This window comes from Streptomyces sp. NPDC059142 (assembly GCF_042755665.1).
Taxonomy (GTDB): domain Bacteria; phylum Actinomycetota; class Actinomycetes; order Streptomycetales; family Streptomycetaceae; genus Streptomyces.
The window spans coordinates 520-21,114 of the sequence record NZ_JBHZDA010000017.1 but is presented as its reverse complement, the minus strand read 5'-3'; the positions used below and the strand labels follow the sequence as shown (position 1 = coordinate 21,114).

At 72.1% G+C, this 20,595-nt stretch carries 21 protein-coding genes; 8 read left to right on the top strand and 13 right to left on the bottom strand.

What is annotated here, in order from left to right; genetic code table 11:
- Positions 1-15 precede the first annotated feature (15 nt).
- Positions 16-2,106, bottom strand: coding sequence for a PhoX family protein (locus ACFXPK_RS09270; protein ID WP_385073323.1), 2,091 nt, complete (start codon positions 2,104-2,106; stop codon positions 16-18).
- Between the two features lie 336 nt (positions 2,107-2,442).
- Here ACFXPK_RS09270 and ACFXPK_RS09265 point away from each other — a divergent pair, with 336 nt between their 5' ends.
- From ACFXPK_RS09265 to ACFXPK_RS09255, 3 genes are all read left to right on the top strand, one after another.
- Positions 2,443-4,002: a VWA domain-containing protein gene (locus ACFXPK_RS09265; RefSeq protein WP_385073320.1), complete on the top strand. Its 1,560-nt coding sequence runs from the start codon at positions 2,443-2,445 to the stop codon at positions 4,000-4,002.
- 133 nt (positions 4,003-4,135) lie between these two features.
- Positions 4,136-4,567 (top strand): helix-turn-helix transcriptional regulator, encoded by a 432-nt coding sequence (locus tag ACFXPK_RS09260; protein WP_385073317.1) that lies wholly within the window; start codon positions 4,136-4,138, stop codon positions 4,565-4,567.
- A gap of 38 nt (positions 4,568-4,605) precedes the next feature.
- Positions 4,606-5,025, top strand: a complete 420-nt coding sequence (locus tag ACFXPK_RS09255; protein WP_385003105.1) for a VOC family protein — start codon at positions 4,606-4,608, stop codon at positions 5,023-5,025.
- A 91-nt stretch (positions 5,026-5,116) separates the two neighbouring features.
- Here the strand turns inward: ACFXPK_RS09255 and ACFXPK_RS09250 are convergent, their stop codons facing one another.
- Both ACFXPK_RS09250 and ACFXPK_RS09245 read right to left on the bottom strand, forming a co-directional pair.
- On the bottom strand, positions 5,117-6,313 hold the full coding sequence (locus tag ACFXPK_RS09250; RefSeq protein WP_385073467.1) for a sensor histidine kinase: 1,197 nt from the start codon (positions 6,311-6,313) through the stop codon (positions 5,117-5,119).
- A gap of 74 nt (positions 6,314-6,387) precedes the next feature.
- Positions 6,388-7,041 (bottom strand): response regulator transcription factor, encoded by a 654-nt coding sequence (locus ACFXPK_RS09245; protein ID WP_385003108.1) that lies wholly within the window; start codon positions 7,039-7,041, stop codon positions 6,388-6,390.
- 260 nt (positions 7,042-7,301) lie between these two features.
- Between ACFXPK_RS09245 and metG the strand changes: the two genes are divergently transcribed.
- Entirely contained in the window at positions 7,302-8,906 is a 1,605-nt protein-coding gene (gene metG / locus ACFXPK_RS09240) for a methionine--tRNA ligase (protein ID WP_385073313.1), read from the top strand.
- A gap of 138 nt (positions 8,907-9,044) precedes the next feature.
- Here the strand turns inward: metG and ACFXPK_RS09235 are convergent, their stop codons facing one another.
- The 5 genes from ACFXPK_RS09235 to ACFXPK_RS09215 all read right to left on the bottom strand — a co-directional run bounded on the left by ACFXPK_RS09235 (position 9,045) and on the right by ACFXPK_RS09215 (position 12,920).
- Positions 9,045-9,983: an intradiol ring-cleavage dioxygenase gene (locus ACFXPK_RS09235; RefSeq protein ID WP_385003114.1), complete on the bottom strand. Its 939-nt coding sequence runs from the start codon at positions 9,981-9,983 to the stop codon at positions 9,045-9,047.
- 93 nt (positions 9,984-10,076) lie between these two features.
- Positions 10,077-10,916, bottom strand: coding sequence for a hypothetical protein (locus tag ACFXPK_RS09230; protein WP_385073310.1), 840 nt, complete (start codon positions 10,914-10,916; stop codon positions 10,077-10,079).
- Between the two features lie 11 nt (positions 10,917-10,927).
- Positions 10,928-11,869 carry a hypothetical protein gene (locus tag ACFXPK_RS09225; RefSeq protein ID WP_385073307.1) on the bottom strand — a complete coding sequence of 314 codons (942 nt, stop codon included), beginning with the start codon at positions 11,867-11,869 and terminating at the stop codon, positions 10,928-10,930.
- Entirely contained in the window at positions 11,862-12,371 is a 510-nt protein-coding gene (locus tag ACFXPK_RS09220; protein WP_385073305.1) for a SigE family RNA polymerase sigma factor, read from the bottom strand. The genes ACFXPK_RS09225 and ACFXPK_RS09220 overlap by 8 nt, the downstream gene beginning before the upstream one ends.
- A gap of 78 nt (positions 12,372-12,449) precedes the next feature.
- Positions 12,450-12,920 (bottom strand): MarR family winged helix-turn-helix transcriptional regulator, encoded by a 471-nt coding sequence (locus ACFXPK_RS09215; protein ID WP_385073302.1) that lies wholly within the window; start codon positions 12,918-12,920, stop codon positions 12,450-12,452.
- Positions 12,921-13,064: 144 nt separating this feature from the next.
- Here ACFXPK_RS09215 and ACFXPK_RS09210 point away from each other — a divergent pair, with 144 nt between their 5' ends.
- The gene (locus tag ACFXPK_RS09210) at positions 13,065-13,625 is read left to right on the top strand and encodes a DoxX family membrane protein (RefSeq protein ID WP_385003128.1); all 561 of its coding nucleotides are present in this window, start codon (positions 13,065-13,067) and stop codon (positions 13,623-13,625) included.
- Positions 13,626-13,628: 3 nt separating this feature from the next.
- Here the strand turns inward: ACFXPK_RS09210 and ACFXPK_RS09205 are convergent, their stop codons facing one another.
- Together ACFXPK_RS09205 and ACFXPK_RS09200 are read right to left on the bottom strand one after the other, a co-directional pair.
- Positions 13,629-13,871 carry a hypothetical protein gene (locus ACFXPK_RS09205; RefSeq protein ID WP_385073299.1) on the bottom strand — a complete coding sequence of 81 codons (243 nt, stop codon included), beginning with the start codon at positions 13,869-13,871 and terminating at the stop codon, positions 13,629-13,631.
- An 8-nt stretch (positions 13,872-13,879) separates the two neighbouring features.
- Positions 13,880-14,332, bottom strand: a complete 453-nt coding sequence (locus tag ACFXPK_RS09200; RefSeq protein WP_385073296.1) for an ATP-binding protein — start codon at positions 14,330-14,332, stop codon at positions 13,880-13,882.
- A gap of 308 nt (positions 14,333-14,640) precedes the next feature.
- Between ACFXPK_RS09200 and ACFXPK_RS09195 the strand changes: the two genes are divergently transcribed.
- The 3 genes from ACFXPK_RS09195 (at position 14,641) to ACFXPK_RS09185 (ending at position 16,171) form a co-directional block, all read left to right on the top strand.
- Entirely contained in the window at positions 14,641-15,480 is an 840-nt protein-coding gene (locus tag ACFXPK_RS09195) for a helix-turn-helix domain-containing protein (RefSeq protein WP_385073293.1), read from the top strand.
- Entirely contained in the window at positions 15,477-15,683 is a 207-nt protein-coding gene (locus ACFXPK_RS09190) for a DUF397 domain-containing protein (protein WP_385073290.1), read from the top strand. Before ACFXPK_RS09195 ends, ACFXPK_RS09190 begins: the two co-directional genes overlap by 4 nt.
- Before the next feature lie 134 nt (positions 15,684-15,817).
- A complete protein-coding gene (locus ACFXPK_RS09185) occupies positions 15,818-16,171 on the top strand; it encodes an antibiotic biosynthesis monooxygenase family protein (RefSeq protein WP_385003143.1) in 354 nt (117 codons plus the stop codon).
- Positions 16,172-16,298: 127 nt separating this feature from the next.
- Here ACFXPK_RS09185 and ACFXPK_RS09180 read toward each other — a convergent pair whose 3' ends face one another.
- The 3 genes from ACFXPK_RS09180 to ACFXPK_RS09170 all read right to left on the bottom strand — a co-directional run bounded on the left by ACFXPK_RS09180 (position 16,299) and on the right by ACFXPK_RS09170 (position 20,451).
- Entirely contained in the window at positions 16,299-17,033 is a 735-nt protein-coding gene (locus ACFXPK_RS09180; protein ID WP_385073287.1) for an alpha/beta hydrolase, read from the bottom strand.
- Positions 17,034-17,286: 253 nt separating this feature from the next.
- Entirely contained in the window at positions 17,287-19,392 is a 2,106-nt protein-coding gene (locus tag ACFXPK_RS09175) for a TerD family protein (RefSeq protein ID WP_385073284.1), read from the bottom strand.
- A 183-nt stretch (positions 19,393-19,575) separates the two neighbouring features.
- Positions 19,576-20,451 (bottom strand): SDR family oxidoreductase, encoded by an 876-nt coding sequence (locus tag ACFXPK_RS09170; protein WP_385073281.1) that lies wholly within the window; start codon positions 20,449-20,451, stop codon positions 19,576-19,578.
- Between the last annotated feature and the right edge of the window lie 144 nt (positions 20,452-20,595).

Below are 20,595 nucleotides of genomic sequence, written 5' to 3'. Positions count from 1 at the left end.
GCCCCACGACCGGCGTCACACGCCGATGTCGCGGCCGTCGTTGCGCCAGACCGAGATCACCGACGGGCGGACGATCCTGCCGGGGCCGTCCGGCCAGGTGCTCGCCGGCTTCTCGACCGAGGCGCCGTCGACCTCGCCCGGGTGCTGGACCGCGACCAGGACCCGGCGGTCCTGGATGATCGGGCCGCAGGTCTCCGCGCCCTTCGGCATCGTCAGGAACTGCTTCAGCTCACCGCGCCGCTCGCCCTGCGTCGCGACACCGAACAGCCCGTCGTGGTTGCCGAGCGCGTTGCCGTCCGTCGAGATCCACAGGTTGCCGTGCGGGTCGAAGGCGACGTTGTCCGGGCAGGAGATCGGGGAGACCTTGTCCTTCGGGAAGCCCGCGAAGTACGTGCCGGGGTCCTTCGGGTCGCCCGCGACCAGGAAGAGCCGCCAGGCGAAGCCGTCGCCCGCCGGGTCGTCCCAGTTCTCCGCCAGCTCCAGGATGTGGCCGTGCTTGTTGGCGTTGCGCGGGTTCGCCTCGTCGGGGCCCGCCTTGCCCGCCTTGCCGCGGTCGGTGTTGTTCGTCAGCGCGACGTAGACGCGGCCGGTGCGCGGGGACGGCTCGACGTCCTCGGGACGGTCCATCTTCGTGGCGCCGACCTTGTCGCCCGCGAGGCGCGTGAAGACGTACACCTCGTCGGCGGACATGCCGGGGACGTGCGAGACATCGCCGGTGGCCAGCGGGATCCACACGCCGGAACCGTCGAACTCGCCGTCGTCGGGCAGCTTGCCCGAGCCGTCGATCTCGCCCGCCGGGCTGTCGCCGGTCAGCTTCGCGACGTACAGCGTGCCCTCGTCGAGCAGCGTGAGGTTGTGCTCGTGGGCGGCGCGCCCGCCGCCCTTCTTCATCTTCTTCGAGGAGACGAACTTGTAGAGGTAGTCGAAGCGCTCGTCGTCGCCCATGTAGACGACGGGACGGCCGTCGGCGGTCAGGCGCGGCTGCGCGGCCTCGTGCTTGAAGCGGCCGAGAGCGGTGCGCTTACGGGGCGTCGAGTCCGGGTCGTACGGGTCCAGCTCGACGACCCAGCCGAAGCGGTGCGCCTCGTTGGGCTCCTGCTTGAGGTCGAAGCGCTTGTCGAACAGCTCCCACTTGCGCTCGGTGGCGCCGGTACCGATGCCGTATCGCAGGTCGGTCGGGCTCGACCCGTTGGCGAAGTACTGGTTGAAGTTCTCCTCGCCGTGCAGCGTGGTGCCCCACGGGGTGGTGCCGCCCGCGCAGTTGTTGAGCGTGCCGTACACCTTGCTGCCCGTACGGTCGGCGGAGGTGCGCAGCAGCTCGCTGCCTGCGGCCGGACCGGTGAGGCGGAACTCGCTCTTCACGGTGAGACGGCGGTTGAGCTGGTGGCGGGTGACCGCGGTGAGCTTGCCGCTCCTGCGGTCCTCCTCGACCACGACGACGGAGAGGCCGTGGGCGGCCCAGGCGATCTCGACCTGCTCGCGGGTCGGCTTGGCCGGGTCGTACCCCTTGAACATCAGAATCTCGTCGGTGTACTCGTGGTTGGCCACGAGGAGCTGTCGCCCCTGCTCGCTCTTCCCCTTCATGGGGAGCAGGCTCAGGAAGTCGTTGTTGTAACCGAACTGGCCGGCCTGGGCCTTCGCGGTCTGCTTGTCCGCGTCGAAGGCGGGCGCGCCGCGCAGGATCGGGTCGCCCCAGCGGATGACGACGTTCTGGCTGTGGCCGGCGGGGATCGTCACCTTGTCGGCGGTGTTGGGCGCGACGGGGTTGAAGCGCAGCCCGCGCGCGCCGTAGGCCGGGGCCGCCGGGCCGCCCTGCGGACCGGCGGGGCCGTTGCCCACGGCCGGGGCGGCGGAGGCCGGGGAGTTACCGGGGCCGAAGACGACCGCGCCGCCCGCGGCACCGGCGACCGTGACGACCGCGGCGGCACGCATCATCGAACGCCGCGACAGGGCACCGGCGATGACATCGCCGACGTACTCGTTGTCGCTCTTGTTGGGCACCTCGTGGAAGCAGGCGTCGCCACAGCGGTAACGACAGGTCAGGGCGGAACGGCCGCCGGGGTGCGGGGAAGAGGGGGAGCTGAGCAGCGGGAGCAGCTTGCGCACGTACGCCTCCGGTGATGGTTCGGCGCGCACCGCGCCGACAGGGTGTCGGGATGTCTCGGCGGTGACGCTAAGCGCGGGCTCCACCAGGGCGGCGGCCGGAAGATGAACGACGGGTGAATGCGCGTCGACCGAGTGGTCCGGGGAGAGTAATGCCCGGCACGCGCGTTAACGCGGGGCAACGGGGAGGTCGCGCCGATACCCTTCTGCCCGTTACGTAAACCGCCCCTGCCATGGATCACCGGGGACGGCCGCTAACCTTACGTATCCGCCCTGGCCAGGGATGCGCGTTTCCCCGGCGGCGGACACCGCACCCACCTCCATCTGAAAGGCTCGCCCATGGGCATTCGGAGCTTGCTGCGCAAGGTGTTCGGACGCGACCGTGCGGAGGAGCGCAACGGGTCGGCATCGGCGCCGGACGCGACGCCGGGCGCGGCGGCCGACCCGGCCCCTGAACCGGCCACGGAGTCGGCCACGGCCTCCGCTTCACCCTCGTCGGCCTCCTCTTCCACGGCCTCCGCCGGGTCCTCGGATTCCGCCTCCACCGCCGGGTCGGCGTCGGCGTCCGTCTCCGTACCGTCCCAGGCGGACCGTACGGAGAAGTCGGCCTCCGCGCGGAAGTCGCCCGCGACGGCGAGCGCCGGGACCGGAACGGGCGCCGGGGTCGGCGCCGGTGCCGCCGATCTGGTGGCGGCGGCGTTCGACAACGCCCGCCCCGGCGAGCCGGAGCGCAGCGTGCCGTCGCAGGCGTCGCGCCCGCGCGCGACCGACGAACCGGCCACGACCGCCCCGGACGCACCGGCGGCCCCGGCGACCCCGACCGTCCCGGCGCAGGCGTCGGCCGAGCCGAAGTCGGAACCGAAGCCGGAGCCGAAGCCGGAGCCGAAGGCGGAAGCGGAAGCGGAGCCGCAGGCTGACGCGAAGCCCGAGCCCGAGGCGGCAGTCGAGCCCGCGCCGGTCGCCGCCCCCGAGCCCGAGGCCGTCACCACGCCCGAGCCGAAGCCGGAAGCCGTCACCGCGACCGCGCCCGAGCCGGTCGCCGCTCCCGAGCCGGAAGTCGTCACCGAGCCCGAGCCGGAAGCCGCCGTAACGCCCGCGCCCGAGGCGGACGTTCAGCCCGAGGCCACGTCCGACCCCACCCCCGAGGTCACCGCCGACCCCACGCCCGAGGCGACCCCCGAGCCGGCCCCCGAGGTCACCGCCCCCGCCGCCCCCGGTCGCCCCGCCGTCTCGCTCGCGCGCCTCAAGTCCCGCGCCCCCGGGCTGGCCGACGCCTACAAGGCCGCCGGCGCCGCGCTCAAGAAGTACGGGCACACCGGCCGTCGCGCCACCGTCTATCTCGTCCTCGACCGCTCCGGCTCCATGCGGCCGTACTTCAAGGACGGCAGCGCCCAGCACCTCGGCGAGCAGGCGCTCGCGCTCTCCGCGCACCTGGACGAGGGCGGGACCGTCCCCGTCGTCTTCTTCTCGACCGAGATCGACGGGACCGGGGAGATCGAACTCTCCGCGTACGAGGGGAAGGTCGACGCACTGAACGGCTCCCTCGGCCGCATGGGGCGTACGAACTACCACCGCGCCGTCGAGGAGGTCGTCGCCCACCACGAGAGGGCCGGGGACGGTGGGCCCGCGCTGGTGATCTTCCAGACGGACGGCGCGCCCAGCGCCGTACGCGCCGCCGAGCAGGCGTTCGCCGAGGCCGCCGGGCTTCCGCTCTTCTGGCAGTTCGTGGCGTTCGGCGAGGAGGACTCCAAGGCGTTCGACTTCGCGCGGAAGCTCGGCGCGGACGAGGCCACCGCCAACGTCGGCTTCTTCCACGCGGGCCCGGTGCCGAGCGAGGTGCCCGACGCCGCGTTCTACCGCGGGCTGCTCGCCGCCTGGCGCCCCGACGCCACCCGGTAACAAGAACGGGCAGGACGGGCAGAACCGGCAGGACAAGCAAGGACAAGCAGGACCTCCCGGCCGGCGGACGGCGTCTCCCCGCTGCTCCGCCGGGGCCGGGCCCTCCACGGGGCGCGGGCGGTACGCTCGCCCCATGGACCCCCAGCAGCTCGCCCGACTCGCGCATCTGCGCCGGGCGCGGGACCTGGTCGACCGGGAGTACGCCCGTCCGCTCGACGTGCCCGCCATGGCCCGCCACGCGCTGATGTCGCCGGGGCACTTCTCGCGGGAGTTCCGGGCCGCCTACGGCGAGACGCCGTACAGCTATCTCATGACCCGCCGGGTCGAGCGGGCGATGACGCTGCTGCGCGCCGGGGCGAGCGTGACCGACGCCTGTATGGAGGTCGGCTGCACCTCGCTCGGCTCGTTCAGCTCGCGCTTCACCGAACTGGTGGGGATGACGCCCAGCGCGTACCGGGCCCGCGAGCACGACGCCGTCGTGGCGATGCCCACCTGCATGGCGAAGGAGCGCACCCGGCCGGCCAGACGGCGGCCCGCCCCGGCCACGGCAACCGGTCAGGATTGAAGAAGCGGTCCACGCGGCCCGCGTCTAGCGTGGATCGCATGAACAGCACGAACATCGCACTCCAGTACTGCAACATCACCGTCAACGACATGGACGAGTCCCTCGCCTTCTACCGCGACGCGCTCGGCTTCCAGGTGCGCAACGACGTCTCCTCCGGCGAGTTCCGCTGGGTGACCCTCGGCAGCGGCTCCCCCTCGGACGTCGAACTCGTCCTCTCCGAGCCGCACGCCGGCCGCTCCCAGGCCGACGGCGACGCCCTTCAGGAGCTGCTCACCAAGGGCGTCCTCCAGCAGATCATCTTCCGTACGGACGATGTCGACGCGGCCTTCGAGAAGGTACGGGCCACCGGCGCCGAGGTGCTCCAGGAGCCCATCGACCAGCCCTGGGGCCCGCGCGACTGCGCGTTCCGCGACCCCTCGGGGAGCACGGTCCGCATCTCGCAGGCGCCCAAGGAGTAGCACCGCGGCCACCGCACCGCCCTACGGCACCACCCCACCGCACCGCCCCGGCGCACCACCCTGGTACGCCAGGACCGCCGCCGTACGTCGCTCAGTCCCCCGCCGCGCGCCTCCCCCGTCCCTCGGGCGCCGGCGGCGGGGGCTGCGCCGGCAGCGTCACCGTCACCACCAGACCGCCGCCGTCACCGCCCGGCACCGCGTCCACCGTCCCGCCGTGCGCCTCCGTGATCGACCGGACGATCGAGAGGCCGAGCCCCGCGCCGCGCCCCATCCGGTCGCGGCCCTCGCCCCGCCGGAACGGTTCGAACAGCGCGGGCACGTCCGCCGCCGCGACCTCGGGCCCCGTGTTCCGCACCACGAGGACCGCGCCGGTCACCTCCACGTCCACCGTCCCGCCCGGCACGTTGTACGTGACGGCGTTGGCCAGCAGATTCCCCACGAGCTGGCCGAGCAGCAGCCGGTTGCCCCGTACCGTCTCGGCGTCCTTGACCGTCAGGGACACATCACCCCCGCACCGCACGGTCTCCTCCGCGACCGCCTCGCCGAGGTCGACCGGCTCCGGGTCGTCCACCTCGCGCTCGCTGCGCGCCAGCACCAGCAGCCCCTCGATGAGCTTCTCGCTGCGCCGGTTGTTGTCGAGCAGGGTCTCCTTCGTCCGCGCCAGCTCGTCCGGCGAGCACAGGTCGTCCAGGCCCACCTGGATCGCGGTGCGCTGGGTCGCCAGCGGGGTGCGCAGTTCGTGCGAGGCGTTGGCGATGAAGCGGCGCTGGCTGTCGAACGCCTTCTGGAGCCGCGCCAGCAGCGCGTCCAGGGTGTCGCTCAGCTCCTTCAGCTCGTCGTTGGGGCCGCGCGCGCTGATCCGCTCGTGCAGATTGCGTTCGGAGAGCCTGCGGGCCTTGTCCGTCATCGCGTGCACCGGCCGCAGCACCCGGCCCGCCGTCCACCACCCCACGCCCACCGCGCAGGCCGCCATCACCAGCAGCGCGACGACCGACCAGAACACCATCTCGTCGGAGGCCGCGTTCGTGACGTTGTCGGCGACCTGGGTGACGGTGACGGGCGCGATCTGCTGCTCGCCGATCAGCCGTGTCACCGACGGTGGCTGTAACACCGGCGCCACCTGCGCCGGCGCCACCCGGGCGGCGATCTCCGCGGCCTCCGTCTGGGTGCCCGCCCCGGCGAGCAGGTTGACGATGGTGAGCAGGCAGCCGCCGAGGACGAGGAAGACACCGCCGTAGACGAGCGCGATACGCGTACGGATCGTCGAGCCGGACAGCGGCCGGCGCAGCCACCCGCCCCGCTCCGGCGCCGCGGGGCGCGCGGGCCGGCCCACCGGGGTCTCGGACCCCACGGGCCTGGGGCTCACAGCGCGTACCCCGCTCCCGGCACCGTACGGATCAGCGGCGGGTCGCCCAGCTTCGCGCGCAGCTTGCTCAGACAGACCCGTACCGCCCCGGTGAACGGGTCGGCGTGCGCGTCCCACGCGCGCTCCAGCAGCTCCTCGGCCGAGACGGGCACCCCGTCCGCCTCCATCAGGATCTGGAGGACGGAGAACTCCTTGGGCGAGAGGTCCAGCGCCACCCCGTCCCGCGAGGCGGTGCGCCGTACGGAGTCGAGGCGCACCCCGTACCGCTCCAGTTGCGGCGGTACGGGCCGGGCGCTGCGCCGCCGCAGGGCGCGCACCCGCGACACCAGTTCGGGGAAGTCGAAGGGCTTGCCCAGGTAGTCGTCGGCGCCCAGGTCGAGCCCTTCGACGCGGTCCTCCAGGGAGGCGGACGCGGTGAGCATCAGGATGCGGGTACGGGACGACTCGGCGACCAGCTTGCGCGCGACGTCGTCGCCGTGGACACGGGGCAGGTCGCGGTCGAGGACGACGACGTCGTAGTCGTGCAGGCCCAGGTAGGCGAGGGCGGCGTCCCCGCTGTACACGGTGTCGACGGCGAACCCCGCCCGGCGCAGCCCGGTGGCCACCAGCTCGGCCAGGACCTCCTCGTCCTCGGCGACCAGTACACGCATGCTGTCGTCCCCTGTCTCGTTCCCCGGCCCCGGCGCCGGCCCGGGCCCCGGCTCCGCCCCCGTACCACCGGCCCCCGTGCCCTTGTCCGTCTCCGTACGCGCCCCACTGCTCATCCGACGCCCCGCCTTGTACATGATGCCCATTCCCTCCCAGGATGTGCCTGTCTACCCCGGCGGCTGTTTCCCTGAGGTCTCCACCGGGTAGCAACGGTGGTTTATCGATGTGAAGGGACCCGTTCCGGGCCGATACCATTTCGAGCATGGCGGCCACTGGATCCGAAGAGCAGGGTGGGAAGGCGTACTACGTCACCACCCCCATTTACTACGTCAACGACGCTCCTCACCTGGGCCACGCCTACACGACCGTCGCAGGCGACGTGCTCACCCGCTGGCACCGCCAGCGCGGCGAGAAGGTGTGGTACCTCACCGGCACGGACGAGCACGGTCAGAAGATCATGCGCACCGCGGAAGCGAACGGGGTGACCCCGCAGGAGTGGTGCGACAAGCTCGTCGAGGAGGCGTGGAAGCCCCTCTGGGAGCACCTGAACATCGCCAACGACGACTTCATCCGGACGACGGAGAAGCGCCACACCGCCCGTGTGCAGGAGTTCGTGCAGGACCTGTACGACAAGGACGAGATCTACAAGGGCGGCTACGAGGGCCCGTACTGCGTGGGCTGCGAGGAGTACAAGCTCCCCGGCGATCTGATCGAGGACGAGGACGGCGTCAAGCTGTGCCCGATCCACAAGAAGCCGGTGGAGATCCTCAAGGAGGAGAACTACTTCTTCAAGCTGAGTGAGTACGGTCCCAAGCTCCTCGCGCACTACGAGGCCAACCCGGGCTTCATCCAGCCCGAGTCCGCCCGCAACGAGGTCGTGAACTTCGTCCGGCAGGGCCTCCAGGACCTCTCGATCTCCCGCTCGACCTTCGACTGGGGCGTCCCGGTGCCGTGGGACGAGAAGCACGTGATCTACGTGTGGGTCGACGCCCTGCTGAACTACGCGACGGCGGTCGGCTACGGCGCCAACCAGGAGAAGTTCGACACGACCTTCCCCGCCGACGTCCACCTCATCGGCAAGGACATCCTGCGGTTCCACTCGGTCATCTGGCCCGCCATGCTGATGGCTCAGGGGCTGCCCGTTCCCGGCCGGGTCGCGGCCAACGGCTGGCTGATGGTCGGCGGCGAGAAGATGTCGAAGTCGAACCTGACCGGCATCAAGCCGCAGGACCTGACCTCGCACTTCGGCGTCGACGCGTACCGCTGGTACTTCCTGCGGGCCATCGCCTTCGGGCAGGACGGCTCGTTCTCCTGGGAGGACTTCACCGCCCGCTACACCTCCGAGCTGGCCAACGACTACGGCAACCTCGCCTCGCGCGTCGCGGCCATGGTCGGCAAGTACTTCGGCGGAACGCTGCCGGCCGACGCCGCCCCGGGCGACGCCGAACAGGCCGTACGGGACGGGCTGGCGAAGGCCGTCACCGAGGCCGACCGGAAGATCGGCGAGGAGCTGGACTTCGCGGGCGGGATCGCCGCGGTCTTCGACTTCGTCAAGCAGGTCAACGGCTATCTGACCGAGCAGGAGCCCTGGAAGGTCGCCAAGGACGACTCGGAGGAGGGCCGGGCGCGGCTCGCCACCATCCTCTACACCGCCTCGGAGTCGCTGCGGGCGCTCGCCGTCCTGCTCAACGCGGTGATGCCGGAGACCTCGCAGAAGCTGTGGGACTCGCTCGGCGCGGCGGAGTCGCTGGGCGCGCTCGACAGCCAGCGGGTCCAGGACGCGGGCACATGGGGCCTGCTGCCGGCCGGCGCGACGGTGACGAAGGGCGCGGTGCTCTTCCCGCGCCTGGAGGAGCCGGCCGCGTAACGCCGTACACCCGTGCACGGGGCAGGGCCCGGAACCAGGCTGGTACGCCTGGTCCCGGGCCCTGCTTCGTTGGGCCGACGGACCGATGGGTCCACGGTCCGACGGGTCGGCCGTCCGACGGATCCACGGTCCGACGGCTCAGAGGTCGGTGCCGTCGTGGGTCTCGTCCGGGTCGACGCCCATGGTGAGGGTGGCGACCACACCGCGCGCCATGTCGTTCCTGCGGTACGAGAGCTTCAGCAGCCCGCCCTGGACCCCGCTCTGGTCGTAGATGGTGTCCTCGGTGAGCGTGGTGCGCTCGGTCGTACTGGTCGAGTACGGCGCGATCTCGGCGGAGTCGAGGACCGCGGCCTCCTCGAAGAAGAACTGGCCGGTGTGGCAGGTGTGCCCGCCCTCGTACCCGGCGTCGGTCATCTTCCCGCCGACGTGCACCTTGGTGTGGATGTGCACGGCGCGGCCCCGGTACCACCCGGGGAAGACCGTCCTGAACTCGACGAAGCCGTGCCGGTCGGTGAGCCAGGTGCCCCGCAGGTACCGCTTCTCGTCGGTGGGCTCCTGATGACCGCCCGGACCCCCGGGCCCGCCGGTCGGCGGCGTCCCGGTGGGCGTGTCCGTCGGGGCGTCGGTGGGGGCGTCGGTGGGCGGGGCGCCCGTGGGCGGCGGGCCGCCGCCGGTGGAGCTGTCCTCGTAACCGGAGTAGAGGCCCAGCGCGTCGCAGTGCCAGATGTCGACGGCCGCGCCCGGCAGCGGCTTGCAGGTCTCCGAGTCGATCGCCTTGAGGCGCAGGGTGAGCGGGATGCCCTCCCTGTCCTCGGTGATGTCCTTCCTGATCTTGTCGGCGTCGATGTAGTACGGCCCCTCGGTGGTCTGCGAGGTGAGCCGGTAGCACTCCTCGCCACCGGTGGCGGCGGCGCCGGACCGGGTACCGGTGGACGAGGCCGCGGGGTCCTCGCCCGCCGAGGCGGAGCTGACCGCCACGGCGGCGATACCACCGGCGGCGAGGGCCGCACCGCCCGCGAGCACCGCCCTGCGGCGCATCAAGTCCCGTTTCCCCAAAGGCTCTTGTGTCTCTGTCATGACAGGGGAGGCTAGGGAGCCGAGCTGGCAGCGAGCTGGGCGTGAGCTGTGAACCGCCCCTCACCCGCCATCGGCCGCCGAAGGCCCCTGAGGTCAGAGCGCCAGCGAGTCCGCGTCGCCCATCACCACCACCGGCTTCTTCGCCGGGTCCAGCGTGCGCAGCAGCTCCTTCATCCGGTCGACGGGCACGGAGACGCACGCCTGGGTGGGCCCGCCGTGGTCCACGTGGATCCAGATGCCGCCGCCCTTGTCGTCACCGAGCGGCCGGGTCCAGTCGAGCGGGGTGGTGCCCGGCACCCGGTTGTAGTTGATCGCGACGACGTAGTCGAAGGAGCCTTCGAGCGGCTCGCCCTCGAACCCGGTGCCCGAGACGGAGAAGGCCGGGCCCTGGTCGTACGGGAGCCGCGACCCCGGATCGGCCAGCCGGCCGCCCGCGTCGGTCAGCCCGTACACACCGATCGGTGAGCGCAGATCGCCCTGGTTGTGGTCGTCGGTCCACCCCTCCAGCGCGTTGTGCGCGGGCCACGTGTCGGTGACGGGCGCCCAGCCGGAGACCGGGTCGCGCTCGTGGACGACGACGGAGGCGAGGTTGGAGTCGCGGTTGATGCCGGTGACCACGACGGCCTGACGGGTGTCGTCGGGGATCTGGGCGCGGGTCTCCGGGCCGAGGCCGGGGATCTCCCGCGCGTCGGCCCCGCGCGCCTCCAGCGGCGCGGACCCGCCGGTGCCGGCGCCGCCGCCCTTGTCGGCGCCGTTCGCGGAGGCGGCGGAACCGGACGCCGGACGGGAACCCGTCCCCGCCTTGTCCGCCGTCTCCGCCCGGCCCGCGTCGCGCACGCCGTCCCCGCCGCCCGCGCAGCCGGTGAGCAGCAGACCGGTCGCCAGCAGAGCGGCGGCCAGCCGTGATCCTCCGCGAACAGTGCGCACAGACATGTACGGGCCTCTCATTTCGTGTCCCGGGGAAAGGCGGGAGGAGGGGACGGAAGTGCGGTTCCTCCGTCGAAGTCTGCGCCGGTGATCATCGTATGGACGGCCTCCACGGTCCCCGGCGCGTCGCCCGCGACACACAGGGAGACGGCGGCGACCGGGCCGGTCGGGACGGGGTCCGGGGACTCGGGAGGGGCGGTGCGCTCCCCGTCGGGGGCGGGGGTGGGGCTGTCGGAGGCGTCCGGCGTACGGCCCACCAGGGCGCTGTACTCGCGCGTCCCGCCGATCCGCCGGCAGCCGCCGGAGACCTGCTCCGACCGGTGCAGCTCGGACCGGGCCCCGACCGTCCCCGGCGGGAGGTCCGCCCCCTGCCCGGCCAGCGTGACCAGCGCGCCGTCCGGACCGAGCGTCCGCAGCGGCGGACAGTCGCCGCTCCGACCGGCCGGGCAGCTCCCGTCGTACGGGACGAACGGCCGGGACGAGACGAAGCCCCCGGCAGCCGCCCCGGGTCCGTCGCCCGGTGACGGGTCGAGCGCGTACCAGCCGGAGGGCGGACGCAGCGTCAGGCCCCCCAGGTGCGCGAAGCCGACCCGGGCACCGTCCGGGACCGGTGTTTCACCCGACCGGTCCCGTGCCGTGGACGGCGAGGGGGCCGCGGTGGCGTCGGGGCCGGGCACGCCGGTGACAGGGCCGGGCACGGTGGCGGCGGGCAGCACCCGCTCGGGGCCGCCGCGCACCACACCGGGCAGCAGCGCCCCCGCCAGCGCGAGCCCGGCCACGGCCACCGCGGCGGCTCCGGCGCTGCGGCGCCTGCGGCGTCCCCGGACGACCCGTTCCCGTACCCGCGCCAGCCGGTCCTCGGGCCCGGCCGGCCGGGGCGCGACGCGTTCGAGCAGGACCCGCAGCTCCCGCTCCTCGGCGGTCCCCCCGCCGTCCTGGTCCGCACCTGGGTCACCCACGGCGGTCACCGCCTTCCACGGGCGCGGGCAGCAGGACCCGCAGCGCGCGCAGCGCACGGGACGACTGGCTCTTGACGGTGCCGGTGGAGCAGCCGAGGGCGGCGGCGGTGTCCTCGACGCTCAGGTCCTCGAAGTAGCGGAGCACGACCACCGCCCGCTGCCGCACCGGCAGGGACCGTACGGCCGTCGCCAGCGACTGCTCCAGGTCCACCTTCGCGTACGGGTCGAACGGCGCCGCCGCGTCCGGAAGTTCGCCGTACGGCAGCTCCCCGCGCCAGCGCCGCCGCCACCAGGAGGCGTGCAGATGCACCATCGCCTTGCGTACGTACGCCTCCGGCTGCTCGCCCGCTATCCGGGACCACTTGGGCCAGACCTTCGCGAGCGTGCTCTGGAGCAGGTCCTCCGCGAGATGGGCATCCCCCGTGAGCAGCCACGCCACGCGCAGCAGCCGGGGCCCCCGGGCCGTGACGAACGCCTCGAAGTCGCCGTCGCCCGGATCCATCGGCCCGCCCTCGCCATCCTGTTCGATCGCTCACCTCAGTGGAACGCGGTGGAGGACCGATCAGGTTGTCGCCGGTCCTCAGCCGCTCGGCGCGCCGTCGCGCAATCGCCGGCTGACGGCGCCGAGGCTGTCGGCGAGGGCGGCGAGCTGGGCGCGGTCGAGGACGTCGATGAGCAGTTCGCGTACGAGGGCGACATGGCCGGGCGCGGAGGCGCGCAGCCGCTCGCGGCCCGCGTCGGTGAGGGCGGCGATGACACCGCGCACATCGGAGGGACAGGCCCGGCGGGTGACGAGACCGGCCTTCTCCAGTTGCCCGACCTGGTAGGTGACACCGCTCCGGGAGGTGAGGAGGAGGTCCGCCAGACCGCTCATGCGCAGCTCACCGCCGGGCGCGTCACCGAGGCGGGCCAGGATCTCGTACTGCGGGTGGGAGAGGCCCGCGTCCTCCTTGAGCTGCTGGTCGAGGCGGCGCTCCAGCAGGGTTCCGGCGGTGATGAAGCCGCGCCACGCGGCCATCTCGTGCGCGTCCAGCCAGCGGGGCTCGTCCATGGCGCCATCCTAGGCACCGGTTGTTCAAATTCAAATCACTGTGTACGGTCGTGAACGCGAGCCTTTGCTTAAACTTTCAAGGAAGCTCGGAACGGCCCCACCGAAGCGGCCCCCACCCCCTTCACCCCAGGAGAGAACGCACCCATGCCCTCCCCCACCACCCTCGCGCCCCTGTCCCGCCCCGGCTCCGCCTCCGGTGACGACGCCCACGCCTCCACGCCCCACGCCTACGACGTCGGCCTGCTGCTGCTCCGCGTCGTCCTCGGCCTGACGATGGCCGCGCACGGCAGCCAGAAGCTCTTCGGCTGGTTCGGCGGCGGCGGCCTGGACGGCACCGGCGCGTTCTTCACGATGAGCGGCTACCCCTCCGGCAAGGCGTTCGCCGTGGTGGCCGGGCTCACCGAGACCCTGGGCGGGCTGGGCCTGGCGATCGGCCTGCTCACCCCGCTGATGGGCGCCGCCGTGGTCGGCACGATGGTCAACGCCATCGCCGTCAAGGGCACGGGCAGCTTCTTCGCCCCGGCCGGCATCGAGTACGAGCTCCTGCTCACGGCGGGCGCCGCGGCCCTGGCCCTCACCGGCCCCGGCCGCATCGCCGCCGACCGCTTCCTCCCGGGCCTGAAGTCGCACCGCCTGGCCTACGGGGCGTCGGCGGTGGCCCTCGGCCTGGTGGTGGCAGGCATCACCCTGCTGCTGCGGAAGTAGCCGTCACGGCAGCCAGCGTCCACGTCCGACCATGCGGGGCACCTGGCGGGCACGGATGGTGATGTGCACCGGTTCGCGATGGCAGTGGCAGGTGTACGAGTACGTCTCCTCCGCCGCGACGAACGGCGGATCCGGGGCGCCCTCCTCCGCCCCGGGACGCCCGTGGGTCGCGTACAACACGCCGAATACCAGTGCGATGAGACTGATGGAGAGCGCGACGACGCCCCAGAACGTCTCGTCGACCATGACCGCGATCACCTCCGGGGCAGCGCGTCGGACGGCTCGGGCTTCAGGTCGATCTCGGCGTACACCGTCTTGCCGACGACCCGGGGCTCCGTGCCCCACCGGTCGGTGACCTGGACGACCAGCGCCAGCCCTCGCCCGAAGCACTCCTCCTCACCGGCGGCCCGCAGCACAGGAAGCCGCTCTCCACGCGGGTCGCTGACCTCGATACGGAACACGGTGGACCGCAGCACGACGGCGACCTGGAAGAACCGGTCCCGCAGACACCCGTGGAGCAGGGCGTTCGTCCCGAGCTCGCTCACCACCAGGCCGGTGGCCCAGACGAGTTCGGGGTGCCCCCACTGGGCGATGAGCCGAGACGTCCGATGCCGCGCCAGGCTCACACTGCCGGCCACGGGGGTGTAGTTCAGCCGGTCCTCGTACAACACGGGCTCGGACGCTGGGCTTTCAAGCGGCGAAGACATGGACGCGCACCTCCACGTGCGGTCGGGGACGTTGCCCGTACGGACGGAGGCGCGGTGGTGGCGATACCAGGGCCTACGGCTGCCGTGAGGCAGGGCAGGGCGGTGCACTTCCGCCGAACGGCTCCGCTGAGCGAGCGACTGCGTACTGAACGTAGCGCCTCGAATCCATACCGGACAATATCGCGCGGATAAATATCCCCGCATGGGTGATTGTGGCTCGCTGAGGGCGGGAGCAGACTGTGCGTGACATCGGGAGGTCGTGAGTGGTGACAGAGAGGCGCGGGAGTTCAGCGAACCGCCTATCAACCGTGCTGGCGAGGCAGTTGGGCGGCCAGTTACTGGCCTTCCGTGAAGCTGCCGGCCTCAACCAGTCGGCTGCGGCGGAAGTACTCAGCGCCAAGGCGGCCAAGGTCGCCAAGATGGAGCGAGGTTGGGTGCCGTTCCGGGACCCGGACATCATCGCGCTGTGCAAGCTGTACGGGGTCGAGGACGAAGCGATCGTCACGAGTCTGCTCGGACTGGCCAAGTTGGACCGCGAGCGGCGCAGGGCGAAGGGCTGGTGGAACGCGCTCGACCAGAACAACCTGCGTGAGTACATCGCGATGGAGGACGTGGCGCTGAGGGTGCGCTGCTGGCAACTCGCCCTGATTCCCGGCTTGTTCCAAACGCCGGAGTACACCCGAGCCATGTCTGTCTCGGCCCTCTTGCCGGACGACATCAACGGAATCGAACGGGTCGTTGATGTACGGCGGCAGCGGCAGGCACGTCTGCACGGCGAACAACCGTTGCAGGTGCACGCGGTCATCTGGGAGGCGGCGCTCCGCCAACTCAGAGGTGGGCCTCAGGTGATGAAGGCGCAGCTCGCCCACATACGCGACCTGACGGAACTCCCCAACGTCCAGATCCAAGTGCTGCCACTGCGGTCGAACGGCTACCCCGTCAACGGGGGCTCCTTCAACATCCTCTCCTTTGCCGAGGAGGGCGCGATCGATGTGGTGCACATGGACGGCCTTGCCGGTACAAACTGGACCGAGGGTCTGGAAGAGAGCGCCGCCTACACGGCACTCTTCGGACGCCTGTGTTCGGTAAGTCTCGCGCCCTACGATTCGGCGCAGCTCATCGAGAGCATCGGCAAGGAAAGCGAGTGAGTGCCTTGTTCAACTTCAGAAAGTCCAGCTACAGCCAACTGAACGGCGAGTGCGTCGAGGTGGCCGACAACATACCCGGCACCATCGCCATACGGGACTCCAAGGCCAAGCGCGGCCCCGTCCTCCGCATCACCCCCGCCGCCTGGCGCACCTTCCACACCGCCCTCCAGTACGACAACGCCGTCCGGGCCCACCACAACTGACCGCGCCCACCGGCGTACTGGCGCCCCCGGGGGAGGAGCGGCCGAACGGGCTTCGGGCGAGATCCTGATCCGTCATGGATCCCGTTCGGCAAAGTCTCTGGTTCGCCGGGCGCGAGCCGTCCTACGGTGACGCCATGAGCGATCACTCGGAAGCGACTGTCGCACCCGTCGAGGCATATGAACCCCCCTACTACGTGGCCGTCTTCACCGCCGTGCGCACCCCGCACCAGAGCGGGTACGGCGAGACCAGCGCACGGATGGAAGACCTGGTGAAGGACGTCCCCGGGTTCCTGGGGATGGACCACGCGCAGACCCCCGGCGGGCTGGGCATCACCGTCGGGTACTTCCGCGACGCCGATGCCCTCGCGGAGTGGCGGAGCAACGCCGAGCACCGCGCGGCGCAGAAGCGTGGGCGAGCCGACTGGTACCAGAGCTACACGCTGCATGTGGCGAAAGTGGAGCGCAGCCACGGGTTCACGCGAGCCTAGGTCCGCAGAGCCCGACAACAACAGCCGTGGCCCGAAGGCGGCCCGCGGAGGGCCGGGACCTGTCCTCGGTGAGTGACGGTCCCGGCCGGTCCGGGTCGGCGTCCGCCGTCGGTGCGGCGGGCCGGTGTCACGTCAGATGCCGGGCGAGGAACCGGGTCGCCTCCTCCCCCGCGGACCGCGGAACGCCGGTGTGACCGCCGAGATGGGCGTGCAGGGACTTCTCCTCGGAGCCGAGCGCGTCGAACAGGTCCAGGGCCGCCTGCCGGTCGTTCCCTTCGTCGTCCCACTGGAGCAGGACGTGCAGGGGGACGGTGACCTGCCGGGCCTCCGCGAACACGGCGCGGGGTACGAGGCTCCCGGCGAACAGGACGGCGGCCGAGATACGGGGCTCGGCCGACGCCAGCCGGATGCCGATGGAGATCAGTCCCCCCGAGTACCCGACCGGGCCGCCGATGCCGGGCAGCGCGAGAAGGGCGTCCAGGGCGGCTCGCCACTCCGGGACCGCCCGGTCGACCAGCGGGAGGACCAGGGCGTCGATGGTCTCGTCGCCGACCGGTTCGCCTGCCTCCATGGCCCGGCGCAGCTCGGCACGGGCCTGCTCGACGGCGGGCAGGCGGGGCCGCTCGCCGCTGCCGGGCAGCTCGATGGTGGCCGCGGCGAAGCCCGACACCGCGCAGTGCCGGGCCCGTGCCACCAGCCGGGGGTACATCCCGCGCAGCCCGAGGGGAGGGTGCCCGAGCAGGATGAGTGGAGCCGGTGCGGAGGCGGGTGCGGGGGTCCACAGGATGCCGGGGATCCCGTCGAGGGTGAATTCGCGTTCGAGGACGCCGTCGTCGAGGCGTCGCTCGGAAGTGACCTGCATGGTCGTGCCTTTCGGGAGTGCGCTGAACGGCGCTCCCGGACGGCCTGTCTACCGCCCGACCGTGACCCCGGAGGGGAGCACCCATGTCGATACTGCGTTCACGGGTACCACCTCCTCGGTCTCTCGCACGGCCACCGGAACGGTAGCAGTGGCCGCCCCTCCTCCCCCACGGGTTTTCGCGGAGCCCCGTCGCCGGACGCGACGGAGCCACCGCGCGACCGCCACCGGCCTCAGCCCCTCCGCGGCCCCGGCGTCACCCCGGAATCCCGGACGACGACAGGGACGGCGCGGGCGACGACGGCTGGCGCGCCGCCGGGCGGACCGGGGCGAGCCGCCGCTCCAGGGGCGTGACGACGCTGCCCCAGAAGCGGTCCACCGCGTCGTCGACGCTCCGGATGAAGCCGGTCTCGGCGGTGCCGCGCGTGACCCCCATGCTCTTGATGAGGGAGAGGCGGAAACCGGTGATCTCGCCGCCGCCCTTCGGCAGCAGATCCGCCGGCTCGGGACGCAGCCGCTCCAGCGTGCCGCGCGGCCCGTCGCCGTGCTCCGCCAGCAGCGTCCGTACATGCAGATCGGCCGGTGCCTCGTAGAGCTGCCGGATCAGCCGCTTCGCCCAGGTGAGCGGGTAGCCCTGGTCGGGGGCGGGGATGTCGACGGAGGTACGGAGCTTGCCGGTGCGCAGATCCGCGGTGAGCGCAAGGATCCCCTGGATGCCCTCGATCCGCAGTTCCGCGTGGAGCCGCCCCTCCCGGCAGAGCAGGTCGGCGAGCGCGCCGCGCCGGGCCGCCGGATCCGCCGCCCGCCGTACGCGCTGCACGGGCAGCACCTTCTGGCCCAGTTCGCCACCGAGCCGCAGACAGACCTGCCGGACCAGCCTCTCCCAGCTCTCCACCACGTCCACGGCCCGCGGGTCGCCCTGGCACAGCGTCTCGTCGTCGATGGCCTTACGGACCGGAACCCAGGCGGGGCCCATGTTCTGGAACCCGTGACAGCCGGAGTTCTCGTGCTGGAGGTAGTGCAGCAGTTCCTGGAGCAGCCAGGCGTGCGCCGCGTTCCCGACGCCCTCGTGGCGGATGAGCAACTGCGCCTGGTGCGCCACCTCCGCCCAGGACAGATGCCACAGCACGACCTTGTGCTTGCGCCGACCGTCGATCTTGACGTCGACCAGCGGGCTGCCCTCCAGCGCGACATCGTTGCCCAGCGTGATGACCGCCTCGTACCCACGCCTGGCCGCTATGTCCAGATAGTCCTGCACCTGCTGCGCCTTGAGCGGATTGCCGTTCGTCTTCGTCTCGATCAGGGCCGTCCACAGCTTTCCCGCCCGCTCGACCCGGATCACCCCGTCGGGGCGCTTCCTGGACTCGCCGGTACGGGCGTCGCCGTACGGCAGGGAGACCTCGGTGAATGTCTCCATCCGTCCGGCCGGCGCCCCGAATCCGGCGGTGAGCCGCCGCCCGAACTCGGGAACCTGGGCCATCACGGACAGCAGCACGGAGGTCGCGCGCGTCTCGCGCTCGCGGTCGCTCTTGAGCGAGGGCACGGGGAACAACCGCGCGGAGCGCCAGGTGTCGTTCTCCGCCAGGGTCTTCTTGGCGACCTTGGGCAGGGTCACCTTCTTCCGTACGGTACGGGGGCGACGCACGGCCGGTGCGGCCTGCTCCACAGGCGGCGCCGCCTGAGCCGGCAGCACGACAGCGGGAGGTGCCGCGGCCTCCGCACTCCCCGAACCCGCCGGTTCCTCGGCGGGCTTGGCGGCTGCCGGACGTCCGACGGCAGGGTCCGCCGCGGCTTCCACCGTCTCCACGGGCTCCGCCGCGTCGTCGACGTCGATACCGAAGTCCGTCGCCAGACCGGCCAGCCCCGTCTCGTACCCCTGTCCGATGGCCCGGAACTTCCACTCACCGCCCCGGCGGTAGAACTCCCCGAAGACGAAGGCGCCTTCGGCCCCCGCGTCGTCGATGGAGAACCCGAGGAGCCCCTCACCGCTCCGGTCGGCGACCGTCAACCGCAGTCCGTTGAGGTCCCCGAACCGCTCCCCCTCGTCCCGGCTGGCCGCCACGACGATCCGCGCGACGTCCTCCGGGACCACCGACAGGTCGACGCTGATCCGGTCCTCGCTGCCGCTGTCCGTCGGCGTCTTGCCCAGGAGCTGTACGCTGCCGTCCTCCGCCACCGGGTTGTTGTAGAAGAAGAAGTCCGCGTCACTGCGGACCTTCCCCCGGTCCCCCAGGAGCAGTACGGAGACGTCCGCGTCACCGTCACCGGTCTCGCTGCTCCAGCTCAGCCCCACCCGGACCGTCGTGGCGTCCTCGCTCAGAGACCCCAGCCCGACGTTGGCTCCCTTGGTCATCTCGTGCATGGTGCCGCACCCCCCACTACGGGGCCGCCGCGTCCCCGAACGGGCGGCCCATCACGTCGCGCTCATGTGACGCACCGCACAAGTGCGGTGCGAGAAGTGAACACTAGCGTCCGAAGTACCTGCTTGATGGCGCTTTGGAGCGAACCGACGACTCGGCGCTACCCTCCCTCGGCGGCCCCGGCGTCACCCCACCGGACCCGCGACCGCCGGAGCCTGTGCCGGTAGCGGGGCGGGCTCCGGGGTGGGCGGGTGGGATTCCAGTTCGTGTACGGCTCCGCGGGCGTTGCGGGTGGCCAGGGACGGGAGGGTGGCGCGGAGGAACTGGGCTGCCCTGAGCCAGGGTTGGGCGTAGATGTGGCGGGCGCGGCGTTCGATGCCGTCGGTGACGCGGTCCACCGCGGGGGCCAGGGGGTAGGTGCGGCGGGTGGGCCAGGGCAGATCGGAGCGGAGGCGGCCGAGGGCGGCCTGTTGTTCCGGGGCGCGGACCATGTCGGTGTCCGTCCAGCTCAGATAGGCGACCCCGGTCCGTACGCCGTGGTGCGCGCACTCGGCCTCCAGGGAGTGCGTGAAGGCTTCCACGCCGGCCTTCGAGGCGCAGTAGGCCGTCATGAGCGGGGTGGGCGCGAGGGCGGCGAGGGAGGCGATCTGGAGGTAGTAGCCGCGCGAGCGGATCAGCGCGGGCAGGAAGGCGCGGGCGGTGTTGACGCTGCCGAAGAGGTTGACGTCGACGACGTGCCGCCATGCCTCGGGGTCGGTGTGCCGGAAGAGGCCGCCGCCCGCGACGCCCGCGTTGGCGACGACGATGTCGACCGTACCGAAGAGCGCCTCGACGGAGCGTGCGGTACGGAGCAGCGCGTCCGCGTCGGTGACATCGACGTGCCAGTACGCGGTCTCGCCGGACAACTCCGTCGCGACTCGGGCCAGTTCGCGCTTCTCCAGGCCGACGAGGGCGACCCGGGCGCCGCGCTCGGAGAGCGTACGGGCGAGTTGGGCGCCGACGCCGCGCGCGGCGCCGGTGATGACGGCGGTACGGCCCCGGAGGGGCGGGCACCTGCGCATGGGGGCTCCGGATGCAGAGGGGAGGGAGGGAGAAGAGAGAGGGAGGAGGGTGTGGTTCCCTTAGCCCCCGCGGGGGGAACCAGGGGGACGGGCCGGGGGGGGGGCGCCGTCCCCGGCCCCCCCCCCCGGGGGGGCGCCCCCACC

Bases quoted from the DNA above. Each gene is read 5' to 3' on its own strand.
- ACFXPK_RS09265 (WP_385073320.1), top strand. From the start codon at position 2,443: ATGGGCATTCGGAGCTTGCTGCGCAAGGTGTTCGGACGCGACCGTGCG.
- ACFXPK_RS09260 (WP_385073317.1), top strand. From the start codon at position 4,136: ATGGACCCCCAGCAGCTCGCCCGACTCGCGCATCTGCGCCGGGCGCGG.
- ACFXPK_RS09255 (WP_385003105.1), top strand. From the start codon at position 4,606: ATGAACAGCACGAACATCGCACTCCAGTACTGCAACATCACCGTCAAC.
- ACFXPK_RS09245 (WP_385003108.1), bottom strand. From the start codon at position 7,041: ATGCGTGTACTGGTCGCCGAGGACGAGGAGGTCCTGGCCGAGCTGGTG.
- metG (WP_385073313.1), top strand. From the start codon at position 7,302: ATGGCGGCCACTGGATCCGAAGAGCAGGGTGGGAAGGCGTACTACGTC.
- ACFXPK_RS09235 (WP_385003114.1), bottom strand. From the start codon at position 9,983: ATGACAGAGACACAAGAGCCTTTGGGGAAACGGGACTTGATGCGCCGC.
- ACFXPK_RS09230 (WP_385073310.1), bottom strand. From the start codon at position 10,916: ATGTCTGTGCGCACTGTTCGCGGAGGATCACGGCTGGCCGCCGCTCTG.
- ACFXPK_RS09220 (WP_385073305.1), bottom strand. From the start codon at position 12,371: ATGGATCCGGGCGACGGCGACTTCGAGGCGTTCGTCACGGCCCGGGGG.
- ACFXPK_RS09215 (WP_385073302.1), bottom strand. From the start codon at position 12,920: ATGGACGAGCCCCGCTGGCTGGACGCGCACGAGATGGCCGCGTGGCGC.
- ACFXPK_RS09210 (WP_385003128.1), top strand. From the start codon at position 13,065: ATGCCCTCCCCCACCACCCTCGCGCCCCTGTCCCGCCCCGGCTCCGCC.
- ACFXPK_RS09205 (WP_385073299.1), bottom strand. From the start codon at position 13,871: ATGGTCGACGAGACGTTCTGGGGCGTCGTCGCGCTCTCCATCAGTCTC.
- ACFXPK_RS09200 (WP_385073296.1), bottom strand. From the start codon at position 14,332: ATGTCTTCGCCGCTTGAAAGCCCAGCGTCCGAGCCCGTGTTGTACGAG.
- ACFXPK_RS09185 (WP_385003143.1), top strand. From the start codon at position 15,818: ATGAGCGATCACTCGGAAGCGACTGTCGCACCCGTCGAGGCATATGAA.
- ACFXPK_RS09180 (WP_385073287.1), bottom strand. From the start codon at position 17,033: ATGCAGGTCACTTCCGAGCGACGCCTCGACGACGGCGTCCTCGAACGC.
- ACFXPK_RS09175 (WP_385073284.1), bottom strand. From the start codon at position 19,392: ATGCACGAGATGACCAAGGGAGCCAACGTCGGGCTGGGGTCTCTGAGC.
- ACFXPK_RS09170 (WP_385073281.1), bottom strand. From the start codon at position 20,451: ATGCGCAGGTGCCCGCCCCTCCGGGGCCGTACCGCCGTCATCACCGGC.